9 protein-coding genes and 1 pseudogene are annotated in these 13,074 nt (G+C 71.1%); 3 read left to right on the top strand and 7 right to left on the bottom strand.

Translation table 11 applies throughout. From position 1 onward, the window contains the following. Window positions 1-351 precede the first annotated feature (351 nt). Window positions 352-1,869, top strand: coding sequence for a serine/threonine-protein kinase (locus D7X12_RS31765; RefSeq protein WP_120628990.1), 1,518 nt, complete (start codon window positions 352-354; stop codon window positions 1,867-1,869). Then, entirely contained in the window at window positions 1,838-2,566 is a 729-nt protein-coding gene (locus D7X12_RS31760; protein ID WP_120628989.1) for a tetratricopeptide repeat protein, read from the top strand. The genes D7X12_RS31765 and D7X12_RS31760 overlap by 32 nt, the downstream gene beginning before the upstream one ends. Window positions 2,567-2,621: 55 nt before the next feature. Here D7X12_RS31760 and D7X12_RS31755 read toward each other — a convergent pair whose 3' ends face one another. The 3 genes from D7X12_RS31755 to D7X12_RS31745 all read right to left on the bottom strand — a co-directional run bounded on the left by D7X12_RS31755 (window position 2,622) and on the right by D7X12_RS31745 (window position 5,787). Further along, window positions 2,622-3,152, bottom strand: coding sequence for an FHA domain-containing protein (locus D7X12_RS31755; protein ID WP_120628988.1), 531 nt, complete (start codon window positions 3,150-3,152; stop codon window positions 2,622-2,624). 88 nt (window positions 3,153-3,240) lie between these two features. Then, a complete protein-coding gene (locus D7X12_RS31750; protein ID WP_120628987.1) occupies window positions 3,241-4,095 on the bottom strand; it encodes an ATP-grasp domain-containing protein in 855 nt (284 codons plus the stop codon). Window positions 4,096-4,179: 84 nt separating this feature from the next. Further along, entirely contained in the window at window positions 4,180-5,787 is a 1,608-nt protein-coding gene (locus tag D7X12_RS31745) for a serine/threonine-protein kinase (RefSeq protein WP_120628986.1), read from the bottom strand. Window positions 5,788-6,030: 243 nt separating this feature from the next. Between D7X12_RS31745 and D7X12_RS31740 the strand changes: the two genes are divergently transcribed. Continuing rightward, window positions 6,031-10,572, top strand: coding sequence for a lamin tail domain-containing protein (locus tag D7X12_RS31740; protein ID WP_120628985.1), 4,542 nt, complete (start codon window positions 6,031-6,033; stop codon window positions 10,570-10,572). A 79-nt stretch (window positions 10,573-10,651) separates the two neighbouring features. On the opposite strand, the gene D7X12_RS31735 is transcribed toward D7X12_RS31740, so the two are convergent. The 4 genes and pseudogenes from D7X12_RS31735 to D7X12_RS43805 form a co-directional block, all read right to left on the bottom strand. After that, window positions 10,652-11,299 (bottom strand): TetR/AcrR family transcriptional regulator, encoded by a 648-nt coding sequence (locus D7X12_RS31735; RefSeq protein ID WP_120628984.1) that lies wholly within the window; start codon window positions 11,297-11,299, stop codon window positions 10,652-10,654. Between the two features lie 19 nt (window positions 11,300-11,318). Continuing rightward, window positions 11,319-12,572 (bottom strand): metallophosphoesterase, encoded by a 1,254-nt coding sequence (locus D7X12_RS31730; protein WP_120628983.1) that lies wholly within the window; start codon window positions 12,570-12,572, stop codon window positions 11,319-11,321. A gap of 90 nt (window positions 12,573-12,662) precedes the next feature. Next, on the bottom strand, window positions 12,663-12,935 hold the full coding sequence (locus D7X12_RS31725) for a hypothetical protein (RefSeq protein ID WP_244224899.1): 273 nt from the start codon (window positions 12,933-12,935) through the stop codon (window positions 12,663-12,665). Then, window positions 12,878-13,074: pseudogene (locus D7X12_RS43805) on the bottom strand (metallophosphoesterase); the annotation flags it as partial. The pseudogene D7X12_RS43805 and the gene D7X12_RS31725, both read right to left, overlap by 58 nt.

Below are 13,074 nucleotides of genomic sequence, written 5' to 3'. Positions count from 1 at the left end.
CTAAACTCGACTAGTCGTCGGCAGCGTCAGATGGTTATAAGAGACAGCACCCCCTCCTTCAGTTAGGGAACAATTTTCCTGTTAGCGTGATAGCGGGGGGCGTCCGAGCACGTTGACCAACCCCCTCCAAGCAGCGACCATCGATGATCCGGGGGGCAGGAAGGGAGGGCGCCATATGGAAGAGTATTCTCGTGTTCATGTACGGCAGGTGCACATTCGCCGCACATGCGACGCCTCCATGCGGTGCGGGACGCTTCAATCGTCACGTGTCGAAAGTTTTTCCATCTTCAGAGCGATTGATGCCCTCCCGAGGCTTGCAGGGTCGCCTCGCCATGGAAACCTGATCCCCCCATGGGCACCGATGACCTCTTCGCGCACACAGTCCTGTCCGGCCACGGTGACGCCGTGAGCGACAGTGGGGGGATGCCGGTTTCGATGATGCCGCCCGGTGAGGAGGTCCAGGAGGGCGCGGTGCTGGGCAACTACCAGCTGGAGCGGCTCCTGGGAGAGGGCTCCATGGGGCGGGTGTTCCAGGCGCGCCACGTGCGACTGGGCCGTCAGGTGGCGCTCAAGGTGCTGCGGCCGGAGCACGCGCGGGACAGCTCGTTCGTGCAGCGCTTCTTCCAGGAGGCGCGCACCGTCAACCAGGTCAACCACGAGCACATCGTGGAGATCTTCGACTTCGTGGACGAGTCGCCCGACGGGCACGTCTACTGCGTGATGGAGCTGTTGCGCGGCCAGAGCCTGGGCGCGCTCCTGAAGGAGGAGGGGCTGACGCTGTCGCGGGTGCAGCGCATTGGCGTGCAGGTGTGCGCGGCGCTGGGCGCGGCCCACCAGGTGGGCGTGGTGCACCGCGACATCAAGCCGGACAACCTCTTCATCAGCCAGCGCTCGGGCCAGGCCGACTTCGTGAAGGTGCTGGACTTCGGCGTCGCCAAGCTGATGACGACCCAGACGGGCGTCAGCCTCACCGGGACGCTGGACGGGACCATCATCGGGACGCCCGCGTACATGGCCCCGGAGCAGGCCGCGGGGCTGCCGGTGGACGCGCGCGCGGACATCTACGCGGTGGGCAACATCCTCTACGAGATGCTCGCCGGCCACCCGCCCTTCCAGGCCTCGGCCTTCGGGCAGCTGGTGGTGCAGATCATCACCCAGGCGCCGCCGCCGCTGCCCGCGCAGCTGCCGTCGGGTGAGCCCACGCCGCCCGCGCTCGCGTCGCTGGTGATGCGCTGCCTGGCGAAGGAGCCGGAGGCCCGGCCCCAGACGCTCGCGGAGGTCACCACCGCGCTGCTGCTGCTGCCCGCCGTGACGCCAGCGCCGCTCGCGCTGGAGCCCGTCGCCGAGGAGGCGGAGCGGCCCACCCTGCGCATGAAGGTGCCGGGGCTGCTGCGCGACCGGAAGCTGCAGGTGTCCGCGGCGCTGGCGGCGCTGGCGCTGGTGTCCGGCATCACCACCTGGACGGGCCTGCACGCGATGCGCGCGCCCGAGGCCCAGACCCTGGAGCCGTCCGCGGTCGCCGCCGTCGCGCCGCGGCCCATGGCCGGCGCCACGGATCCGGTGACCCTGACGGTGCACTCGTCTCCGCCCGGCGCGAAGGTGGTCCGCCTGGATACCGGCGAGGAGCTGGGCATCACGCCGCTGACGAAGGCGCTGACGCGGCAGGCGGTGCCGCCGCAGCTGCGCGTGGAGCTGGCCGGATACGTTCCGTTGGAGCGCTCGGTGGAGCTGAAGCAGGATGCCGCCGCCGCGGAGCTGACGGTGCCGCTCGTGAAGGCGAGCACGGGACCGCGCCGCGCGCCGGCCCGCGCGCCGGGTCGTAAGGGAGGAAGTCGGGATGCGGTCATCAATCCGTTCGCGGCGCAGTGATCGCAAGGCCCTGGGCCTCGTGCTCACGCTCGCGTTGGGAACGCCATTCCCGGCGGTGGCGGCGCAGTCGGACGCACCCGGGGCTGCCGCGGAGGAGCAAGCGCGGGAGCGCTTCTCCGAAGGCAACATGGCGTACGACCTGGGCGAGTTCGACCGGGCGCTGAAGGCCTTCAGCGAGGCGTACCGCCTCAAGCCGCTGCCGGCCTTCCTCTTCAACGTGGCGCAGTGCCACCGGCAGCTCAACAACCCGTCGCGCGCGGCCTTCTTCTACCGGCGCTACCTGGCGCTGTCGTCGGACGAGCCCGCCAACGCGGACGTGGTGCGCGAGCTCATCACGGAGATGGACGGCAGGGCGCGCGTCCAGGAGGAGCAGCGCCGCGAGCGCGAACGCTTCGCGAGGGATCGCGAGCTGCAGCGGGCGCGTGAACAGGCCGCGCTGGCGGAGGCTCGCGCCAGCCAGGCGAAGCTCGCCGTGACGCCCACCGCCACGCCGGAGCGCGATGGTGCCTCCGAGGCCCTGGCCCTGCAGGTGCCGGAGGCGTCGGTGCGGACGGAGGCGGCCGCGCCCAGGCCGTGGTCGCGCCGCTGGTACGTCTGGGCGGGCGCGGGCGCGGTGGCGCTGGTCGCAGGCGGCGCCGTGTGGCTCGCCACGGCGCCCAACCCCCGGGACACGACGCTCGGCACCGTCGGGCGGTAGCAGGCCCCAGGCCCGGCGTTGGCGCGTCTCCAGCGCGGCGGGTCGCGGCCCGCCGTCAGCGCGGCGGGGCGGCGGACTGCGCCATCACCTGCGCGGCGATGCGGGCGATGCGCGCGTTGAACGACGGCGCGTCGTGGAAGGTGAGGCGCACGTCGCCCACCTTCAGCTCGTCGCCGGGTTGCAGCAGCCGGGGCTGTTCGGGCTCCAGCGGCTCGCCGTTCGCCGTCACCGGCCGGGACTGCGCCAGCCGCTCCACCGTCCAGCCGCCCTCGGGCGTGGGGTGCAGGGCGAACTGTTCGCGCGACACCGTGGCGTCGTTGACGACGAAGGTGTTGTGCGACGCGCGCCCCAGCTTGAGGGGGCCGCGATCCGCCACCCCCATCAGCTCGAAGCACAGCGCATCGCCCGCGGGCAGGCAGTCGCGCAGGTCCATCATGGGCAAGCGCGTGGCGGCCACATTCTGCTCTTCGGGGACGTTCCAGGCGCCGGCCTCCCACACCAACCACGCGTGCGGGTACTTGGCGCTGAACTTCTCCTTGAGTGCCAGGTGCTGCCGGATGAGCAAGGAGAGCAACAGGGCTCGCATGCTCCAGACATAACCCCATCTGCGCCCCGCGCCGCCAGCCCGTGTTCCAAGGTGTCCACGATTGGTCGAATGGCGGGCGGGCCTGCTGTTAGAGCCGGGCGATGACGGCCTTCGCCATGCGCTCCGGCGCGCCGGGATCCAGGGTGAGGAACAGGCACGGCTCCGTCACCTCCACCTCCTGCAGCCGGGTGCGCCCCGCGTTGTCCGTGGCCACGTCCACGCGCGCGTACAGGAGCCGGCGGCCTCCCGACGCCTCGAGCACCGCCTCCGCCACCTTCAGCTCCGCGGCGTCCTCCGGGGTGAACGCATGCGGCTCGGCGAAGCCCCGGGGCGCCGTCGCGAGCGTGGGCGGGCGGCGCACCGCATGGCTGAAGGCGCCGTTGAAGAAGATGTACGAGCGCTCGCCCTCCGTCTCGAAGGCCCGGAGGTAGGGCTGCACCATCACGTCGCCTTCCCGCGCGAGCTCCGCTGCCTTCGCGGTCGCGGCGTGAAGCTCCCCCTTGCGGAAGATGAAGACCTTGAGCCCGCCCGCGGCCACCGCGGGCTTGAGCACCACCTCATCCCAGCCGCGCTCGCGCGCCACGGCCTCCACGTCCAGCGCGCCGCCGGGTGACACCCAGACGGTGGGCGTCAGGGGAAGCCCCTGCGCCTCCATGCCGCGCAGGTAGCCCTTGTGCGTGTTCCAGCGCAGCACGTCCGCCGGGTTGAAGAGGCGGGTGAGGGCGCCCACGCGGTCCGCCCAGGCGACGAACTCGTCGCGCCGCAGGTGGCTGTCCCACACGTTGCGCACCACCGCCGCGCGCACCCGGCTCCAGTCCACGGTCGGGTCGTCCCAGATGACCGGCTTCGCATCCAGCCCCAGCGCGCGCAGCGCGGGCACCAGCGGCGCATCCAGCGGGTACAGCTGCGGCATTCCTGCGTAGGTGACGACAGCAATGTCCAAGTCAGCGGCTCCGGGAGCGGGGATGCGCCGCCTTCTAACGCGCCCTTCCTCGCCGCGCAGCCGTCCCTGCGGCGTTGGGCTGCCTCAGGCCGAGCGCCTGGCGGGAGGCTGCGCGGGGGCCAACGACTCCGTGGGCTCCTTCGTGAGCGCCAGCGCCAGCGCCTTCGCCTCGCGCGCCACGCGCCCCAGCTCCGCCTGTCCATGGGGGTAGGGCGCCGCGGGACCTTCCAGGGCCAGCAGCTGCTGACGCAGCGCCGCGCCGTGGGGCGTGCGCCGTTCAGGGTCCTTCTGCAGCAGGCCCATGACGATGGCGTCCAGCGCTGGCGGCACCGCGGGGTTCAACTGCGAGGGCGGGACGACCTCCTGATCCACCGCCGCGCGCAGGAGCACCTCCTCCGAGTGGCCCGTCAACGCGCGCCGGCCGGTGAGCGCCTCGTGCAGCGTGAGGCCCAGCGCGAAGAGATCCGCGCGCCCGTCGATGGGCTGGCCCATGGCCTGCTCCGGCGCCATGTAGCCCAGCTTGCCGCGCACGCTGCCGGCCACGGTCAGGTGGGCGCGGACCGCGTCGCGCGCGATGCCGAAGTCCGACAGCTTCACCTCGCCAATGCGCGAGATGAGGATGTTGGGTGGGTTCAGGTCGCGGTGCACCAGCCGCAGGGGTTCGCCGTCCGGGCTGGTGCGCCGGTGCACGTAGTCCAGCGCGGACGCCAGCTCCGCGGCCATGAACGTCGCGGCCGCCAGCGGCAGCGGCTTGCGGCCCTGGGGCCGGAGCACGCCGTTCAAGGGCAGCCCGTCCACGTACTCCATGGCCAGGAAGTAGGTGCCGCCGTGGCGGCCCAGGTCCAGCACCTGGACGATGTTGGGGTGGTTGAGCGTGGAGCACAGCTCCGCCTCGCGGCGGAACATGGTCACGAAGGCTGCGTCGTCCGCGAACGACGGCAGGATGCGCTTCAAGGCCACCTGCTTCTCGAAGCCGCCCTCGGGCGAGTACGTGGCCCGGTACACCTCCGCCATGCCGCCCGCGCCCAGCCGTTCGTGCAGCACGTACTTGCCCATCACCTCCTGCTCGCGCAGCGCCGCGAGCGCGCTGCGGGTGCGCTCCAGGAAGTGCCGCGCGAGCGTCGCCGTCAGCGCCCCGGTGGCCACGAAGAAGAACGCGCGCACGCAGATGAACAGCGGCGCCAGCGTGATGAGCGGATCCGCCGGCAACAGCGGCCGCACGAAGCCGAAGTAGAGCGTCAGGTACTCCGCCGCCACCAGCGCCCCCGCGGCCAGCCCCAGGCGCGGGTTGCTGCGCAGGCCCGCCAGCGTCACCAGCGTGCCCCAGATGACCAGCGTGGGCGCGGTGAGCGCGTACACCGGGCCCTGGTAGCGCAGGTCGAACGTGAGCACCACCGCGGGGATGCTCACCTCGATGGCCACGTTGAGCCACGGGATGGCGGGGTGGAACGTGCCCGAGCGCAGCACCCACCACATGCACGCGTAGTAGCCCGCGAGCACCGCCGACAGCCCCATCAGCGCGAGCGTCAGGTCCCAGCCCATCGCCGGGCCCAGCGCCCCGGCCACCACGACGCAGATGCCGGACAGGATGCTCATGAAGCGCGCGACGGACAGCTCGCGCGCCTGCGCATCGCGGCGCAGGTGGGCGTCCAGGAAGCGCGACACGGTGCTCGATGGATTCCGGGTGATCATGTCCCCCCTACTCTAGAGCTTGTACGCCCGCGTCATGAGGTCGCACCCCCACACGTTGGGTGCGCTCGTACCACACGTCCAGGCACATGACAGGCCTGTGACAACCGCTTTGAGGCCCACGAAGTGGACTTCACGGGTCAAGTATCGCTGAAATGTTGCACCCCGCTCTCTCTCCCCATGAGAGGCACTGGGTGCTCCTCGTTGGACCGACCCTGTCGGTACTGCCTTCGGGCAGGAGGCTTCATGCGCAGCTCCCCCCGCTTATTGCTGGCCGCCCTGGGCGCGGTCCTCCTGTTGGGCAGTGCCTGTGGATCCGATGATCCGGAGAAGCCCCAGGCGGTGTGTGGCGACGGCAAGAAGGAGGCAGCGGAGGCGTGCGACGACGGCAATACGGCGAACGGCGACGGGTGCGAGTCGAACTGTACGGTGACGTTCAACGGAGGGTTCACGCAGTGTTGGGCCTCGGCCCCCGCGGAGCTCCCTGACGGCGCCACCTGCGCGGTGACGAAGGCGGGCACGGCGGGGAGGCTGTTCACCGGCGTGGTGCTCGCGGACGGTGAGACGTTCGTGGGCGGCCAGGTGCTGGTGGACGCCCAGGGCATCATCCAGTGCACCGGGTGCGACTGCGCCCAGGCAGCGGGGGCCGCGGAGGCCACGCAGGTGCTGTGCCCCACGGGCGTCATCTCCCCGGGCCTCATCAACCCGCATGACCACATCACCTTCCCGGGCGCGCCCCAGGCGAGCACCAGCACGGAGCGCTACGAGCACCGGCACGACTGGCGCGTGGGCGCCAACAAGCACACGCGGATCAACAACCCGGCCAACGCCAAGGCGGACGCCATCCTCTGGTCGGAGCTGCGCCAGGTGATGGCGGGCACCACCTCCATCGCGGGCGCGGGCGGGCAGAAGGGCCTGCTGCGCAACCTGGACGTGGGCGGCACCAACGGCGTCGCGCAGCAGGAGGGGCTGGCGGAGGGCTACGCGAACTCGGACACCTTCCCGCTGGGGGACAGCAGCGGCACCATGCTGGCGGAGGGCTGCTCGTACAGCTCCTTCCCGGTGGCGGCGACGCTGGTGTCGCGCACGTCCGCGTACCTGCCGCACATCGCGGAGGGCATCGCGGCGACGGCGCTCAACGAGTTCCGCTGCCTGTCCACGGGCTCCGGCAACGTGCTGTTCCCGCGCTCGGCCATCATCCACGGCGTGGGGCTCACCGCCCGGGAGATCTCCGAGATGGCGGCGCGCGGCACCGCGCTCGTCTGGTCGCCGCGCTCCAACATCTCGCTGTACGGCGACACGGCGATGGTGACGACGTTCAAGACGCTGGGCGTCCCCATCGCGCTGGGCACGGACTGGATCCGCTCCGGCTCCATGAACATCCTGCGCGAGCTGCGCTGCGCGGATCACCTGAACACCACCCGCTACGCGAAGACCTTCACGGACGTGGAGCTGTGGCGCATGGTGACGTCCAACGCGGCGGACCTGGTGGACGTGTCCGAAAAGGTGGGCCGCATCGCGCCGGGCAAGGTGGCGGACCTGGCCATCTACCGGCTGAGGACGCACCAGCGCTCGCCGCACCGCGCGGTCATCGACGCGGAGCCGCAGGACGTGGTGCTGACGATGCGCGGCGGCAAGCCGCTCTACGGCGACCAGGGCCTGGTGGACGGCCTCAAGGGCGCGGACACGTGTGACACGCTGGATGTGTGCGGCGCGCGGAAGGCCGCGTGCCTGACGTCGGAGATCGCCAGGGACCTGGCGGCGTTCCAGGCCTCGCCGGACACCAAGAACCTCTACCCGCTGTTCGCGTGCGGCACGCCCACCCACGAGCCCACCTGCGAGCCGGCGCGCGGCGCGGTGGGCACCGTCTTCCCCGTGGCCGCCGTCAACGGCTCCACCGTCTACGCGGGCGTGGCGAGCACGGACGACGCGGACGCGGACGGCCTCCCGGCCGCTTCCGACAACTGCCCGGCCATCTTCAACCCCGTGCGCCCCATGGACAACGGGCGGCAGCTGGACACGGACGGCGACGGTTCAGGCGACGCGTGCGACCCGTGCCCCCTGGAGGCGGGCACCACGTCATGCGTGGCCTTCCGCGGCGAGGACGATGACCGCGACGGCGTGGCGACGTGGCGCGACAACTGCCCGTTCGTCTCCAACGCGGACCAGAAGGACACGGATGGCGACGGCAAGGGCGACACGTGCGACGGCTGCCCGGCGGAGGCCGGCACCTGCGCGAACCCGGACCCCGCCGACTTCGACTACGACAACATCCTCACCCCCGCGGACAACTGCCCGCTCGTGGCCAACGCGGACCAGAAGGACACGGACGCGGACGGCGTGGGTGACGCGTGCGACGCGTGCCCGGTGGCCAACCCGGACGGCGCCGCGTGCGCCCTCACCGTGTACGACGTGAAGACGACGCCGACCTTCGGCAACACGTCCCTGGTGGGCGCGAAGGTGGTCGTGGACGACGTGGTGGTCACGGGCGTGGATGCGAAGTCGGACAAGGGCTACTGGGTCCAGGTGGCGCGCATTCCCGCGGGCAGGGGCGTGGAGAACTCCGGCCTCTTCGTCTTCGCGGCCAAGGCCGACGTGGCGGTGGGCGACAACCTCAAGCTGGAAGGCACGCTGAAGGACTACTTCGGCCTGCTGGAGCTCATCGACGTCACGATGACGAAGAACAGCGCCGGCAACGCGCTGCCGGCTCCGGTGGTGGTCCGCACGGACGCCATCCGCACCGGTGGCCCCCAGGCGAAGGCGCTGGAGGGCGTGCTGGTGGAGGTGCGCGACGTCGTCACCACCCGGCTGGAGAACAAGGACCGCGAGTTCATCGTCGACGAGAACGCGTCCGGCGACCCGACGAAGAGCGGCCTGATGGTGGACGACCAGGGCTTCGCCTACCCGACGCAGGCCGTGGGGACCGTGTACCGCGTGATGCGCGGCCTGCTGACGTATGGCTTCAGCAACCACAGGCTGGTGCCCCGGAGCGCGAGCGACATGCTCATCCCGCTGCCGGCGCTGACGGGCTTCACGTCCGGTGGCTTCGCGCGCGTGGGCGGTAGCAGCGCCATCCCGCAGGCCCTCACGGTGACGATGGCGTCCATCTACCCGGAGCCCGTCACCGTCTCCATCACGTCGTCCGACCCGGCGGCGCTGAAGGCGGTGGACGCAAAGGTCGTGATCCCCGTCGGCCAGACGAGCGCGGCGGTGGCCCTGGAGGCGCTGGCTCCGGCGGCGGCGGTGGAGCTCACCGCGACGCTGGACACGTCCTCTCAGAAGACCACGCTGCGCGTGCTGGGCGCGAACGAGCCGGCGTCCATCACCGGCCTCACGCCGCAGACGGTGGGCGTGGCCCCGGGCGGCACGGCGCGCTTCACCGTGACGTTCGACCGGCCGGTGCCCGCGGGCACGACCCTGGACCTGAACCTGTCGCCCTCGGGCTTCGGCACCTTCGCCAACAAGGCGGTGGTCACCGACACGCTGACGGCCACCTTCGAGCTGACCCTGGACGATGCCGCCACCGGCTCCGCCACGGTGAGCATCACCGACGGCGTCAACACCCTGGACGCCACCGTGAACGCCATCACCAATGTGCCGCGGCTGACGGCGCTCTCTCCGTCCACCGCCACGGTGAACGCGAGCGCGCAGCAGGTGTACACGGTGACGCTGGAGTCCGCTCCGACGACGGCGCCCGTGCAGGTGCTGCTCACGCTGACGCCCCCCGCGGGCACGGCCTTCGGCGCGCTGGCGGACACGTCCGTGACGGTGCCGGTGGGCCAGACGAGCGCGACGGTGGTGTTCACCGCGGATGCGGAAGGGGACGGGGCGGGCACGGTGTCCGCGTCGCTCAATGGCATCACCCGCACGGCGTCGCTGACCGTGCTGCCGCCTCCCGCGAAGCTCGCCAGCCTCACGCCGGATGTGGTGACGGTGTCGGCGGGCAAGACGCAGGTGTTCACCGTGACGTTGGATCGCAAGGCCCCGGTGGGCGGTGCGACGGTGGACCTGGCGCTCACGCCTTCGGACGTGGGCGCCATCTCGCCCTCCGCGGTGGTGGTGGTGCCGGCGGGCCAGACGACCGCGACGGTGACGTTCACGGCCGCGGCCACGGAGGGCGCGGGCCAGCTCACCGCGTCCTACGCCGGTGTGTCGAAGCAGGCGGCCATCACGGTGAAGGTCGTCATCGGCGCGGACCATGTCGTCATCAGCGAGATCGCCGGCCAGGGGCTGACGGTGAACGGGGATGACTTCATCGAGCTCTACAACCCGACGGATGCCGACGTCGACATCTCCGGCTGGAAGGTGCTCTACCGCACGGCGAGCACCACCAGCAGCACGACGGCCTTCACGGTGCTGGCCACGCTGCCCACCGCGACCATCAAGGCGCATGGCTACTTCCTGGTGGCGGCCACCGGCTACAGCACGACCGCGGTCCCCGCGGATCACCTGTGGGGCAACACCGACATCTCCGGTGCCACGGGCAACGTCCGCCTGGGCACGGCTTCCGTGTCCCTGGACCCCACCGCCACGGACGGCGTCATCGACACCGTGGGCTTCGGCACCGGCCGCACCGTGGTGGAAGGGGCCGCGGCCCCCGCGCCCGCGGGCAGGGGTGGCAGCATCGAGCGCAAGGCCCGGGTGACCTCCGACGCCACGAGCATGCTGGCCGGCGGCGCGGATGTGGCCGCGGGCAACGGCCACGACTCGGATGACAACTCGCTGGACTTCGTGCCCCGCACGGAGCGCCAGCCGCAGAACGCGCAGAGCGCGACCGAGCGGCCGTAACGCCACGGCGACCGAAGAAATGACAACGCCCGGTCCCCACTGCTTCAGGGGGCCGGGCGTCTTCGTTTCTGCCGTCCCGTCAGCCTGGCAGCGGGTTGCGCACGTGCAGGCCGCCGGAGAGGATCTGATCCAACGACGCCATCAGCGGGTCGTAGTTCACGACGTCGCGGAACAGGTTGTGGTGCAGGAGGATGCCCAGGTAGCCGCCCATCATCGTGTGGGCCATGTGCACCGGGTCCACCTCCGCGCGGAACTCCTGACGCTTCTGGCCGTAGCGGATCATCCCCGCCAGCACCTCCACGTAGAGGGAGATCTTCTCGCGCAGCATCTCCGCCACGCGGTCGTTGGAGTCCGCGGACTCGGCGGACAGCATCCCGAAGAAGATGCCGTATTCGCGGTGGTAGCGCAGGAACTGCGACGTGCGCGAGACGACGAACACCAGCTGCTCCCGGCCGGACAGGCTCCGGCGTTCGGTGAGCAGCGGCAGGAACTCCGCGCGGTAGCGCTCGTGCAGCTCCTCGATGGCGGCGAGCAGCAGGTCTTCCTTGGTGGGAAAGTGCCAGTACAGCGCGCCGGGTGTCATCCGGATGGCCTTCGCCAGGTCCGACATCGTCGTCGACAGGTAGCCCCGTCGCGCGAACAACGTGATGGCGGCCTCCAGGATTTCAACCCGCGTCCGCGCAGCCCGCTCCTGCTTGATTTCGCGCTTCGCCGGTTCCTTGCTCATTTCCGGGTAAATCTACACCTCATGCGGCAAGGAGGGTCACCTTAACGATTTCCGCGGCCGCGCCCACGCGCAGGGGCGGGCCCCAGAACCCCGTGCCGCGACTGACGTAGAGGTGTTTGTCGCCGTCCTGGAAGAGGCCGGCGTCGTGCTTCCAGATGGCGGAGACGGCGACGGTGAAGGGGAAGAACTGTCCGCCGTGCGTGTGTCCGGACAGCTGCAGGCCCATGCCGGCGCGGGCCGCGCCGTCCCAGTTGGAGGGCTGGTGCGCGAGCAGCACGGAGGCGCGCGAAGGGTCGCGTCCCGCGAGCGCCGCGTCCAGGTCGTAGCCCTTCTTCCCGTGGCGCATGGACCAGTCGTCCACGCCCACCAGGTCGAACGATGCGCCCGCGTCACCGATGGACACGTGACGGTTGCGCAACACGTTGATGCCCATCCCGGTGAGCCCGTCCGCCCACGCGCCCGCGTTCCAGTAGTACTCGTGGTTGCCGGTGATGAAGTGCGTGCCCGCGCGCGCTCGCAGGTTCTGGAGCGCGGCGACGGAGGGGCCCAGGTCCTTCACCGTGCCGTCCACCAGGTCGCCGGTGATGGCGACGAGGTCCGGCTTGAGCGCGTTGCAGCGCGCCACCAGCTCGTCCATGAAGCGGCGCTGGATGATGGGGCCCACGTGGATGTCGCTCAGGTGCACGATGCTGAAGCCGTCCAGCGCCTTGGGCAGGCCGGGCAGCCGCACCGCGACCTCGTTCACCACCGGCGGATGGAACGCGCTCCACATGCCGAAGCCCGTGAGGCCGCCCGCCGCGAGCACCGCGCCCCCCGCGGTGGCCCGCGCGAGGAAGCGCCGCCGGTCTTCATCGACAGGGGCAGGGGACGGCACGGGCGCGGCCGTGACGGTCAGCTCCGCGAAGGACGGCTGCGTGGCCGGAGCGGGCTCGAGCGCCGCGACAGGCGCCAGGACGCCACGCGGGCCCTGCGTGCGCGCGACGAGCCAGCGCGCCCCGCCCACCGCCGCCAGGGCGAGCAGCAGGTACACGGCCACGCCCATCCACGTCCACGAGTAGACGGCCACGATGAACGCGGAGGGAAGCACGCGCGTCACCACCCACGACAGCAGCAGGGGCAGGCACAGCAGCGTCAGCAGCACCTTCCCGGTGTTCCGCCACGCGGGGCGCGTCGACGTGTCACGGAACAGCCGTCGGTACAGGTAGACGTGGACGGAGGTCGCGACGGCTCCGACGACCAGGACGAACAGGGCGATGCGCAGCGGGGTTTCCATGGCGGCCCCATCCTCGCGCGCACGCTCGCCGACGCAACGGCGTCCGCGTGAAGAAGCGTGAAGCGAGGGGGCCTGCGCCGGGGAAGCCGGTTATTTCCGGGCGTCGCCCAGCGCCACGCCAATCTGCTGCCACTCCTGGGCGTAGGTGCCCCGGGAGAAGGCGCGCAGGTCGTCGGACGTCACCGTGCCGCGCGTGAGCGCCGTATCGAGCGCGCGCACGATGGCGGCCTTGTGCGGCTGCTCCACGTAGGGGTTGTCCTGACGGAAGACCTCGCCGAAGACGGACTCCAGGCGGCCGTCCTGCTTCAGGCGCTCCACGATGCGGTTCTGCGACACCGGCGCGTCCGAGTGCGCGTGCAGCATGGCGGACGCGATGCCGCCAGGGCGAGCAGCAGGTACACGGCCACGCCCATCCACGTCCACGAGTAGACGGCCACGATGAACGCGGAGGGAAGCACGCGCGTCACCACCCACGACAGCAGCAGGGGCAGGCACAGCAGCG

It is taken from the genome of Corallococcus sicarius, from assembly GCF_003611735.1.
Classification (GTDB): Bacteria; Myxococcota; Myxococcia; order Myxococcales; family Myxococcaceae; genus Corallococcus; species Corallococcus sicarius.
Note: the sequence above shows the minus strand (reverse complement) of the source record. Positions and strands in the feature narration are given on the sequence as shown.

Bases quoted from the DNA above. Each gene is read 5' to 3' on its own strand.
- D7X12_RS31740 (WP_120628985.1), top strand. From the start codon at position 6,031: ATGCGCAGCTCCCCCCGCTTATTGCTGGCCGCCCTGGGCGCGGTCCTC.
- D7X12_RS31755 (WP_120628988.1), bottom strand. From the start codon at position 3,152: ATGCGAGCCCTGTTGCTCTCCTTGCTCATCCGGCAGCACCTGGCACTC.
- D7X12_RS31745 (WP_120628986.1), bottom strand. From the start codon at position 5,787: ATGATCACCCGGAATCCATCGAGCACCGTGTCGCGCTTCCTGGACGCC.
- D7X12_RS31765 (WP_120628990.1), top strand. From the start codon at position 352: ATGGGCACCGATGACCTCTTCGCGCACACAGTCCTGTCCGGCCACGGT.
- D7X12_RS31725 (WP_244224899.1), bottom strand. From the start codon at position 12,935: ATGCTGCACGCGCACTCGGACGCGCCGGTGTCGCAGAACCGCATCGTG.
- D7X12_RS31760 (WP_120628989.1), top strand. From the start codon at position 1,838: ATGCGGTCATCAATCCGTTCGCGGCGCAGTGATCGCAAGGCCCTGGGC.
- D7X12_RS31735 (WP_120628984.1), bottom strand. From the start codon at position 11,299: ATGAGCAAGGAACCGGCGAAGCGCGAAATCAAGCAGGAGCGGGCTGCG.
- D7X12_RS31730 (WP_120628983.1), bottom strand. From the start codon at position 12,572: ATGGAAACCCCGCTGCGCATCGCCCTGTTCGTCCTGGTCGTCGGAGCC.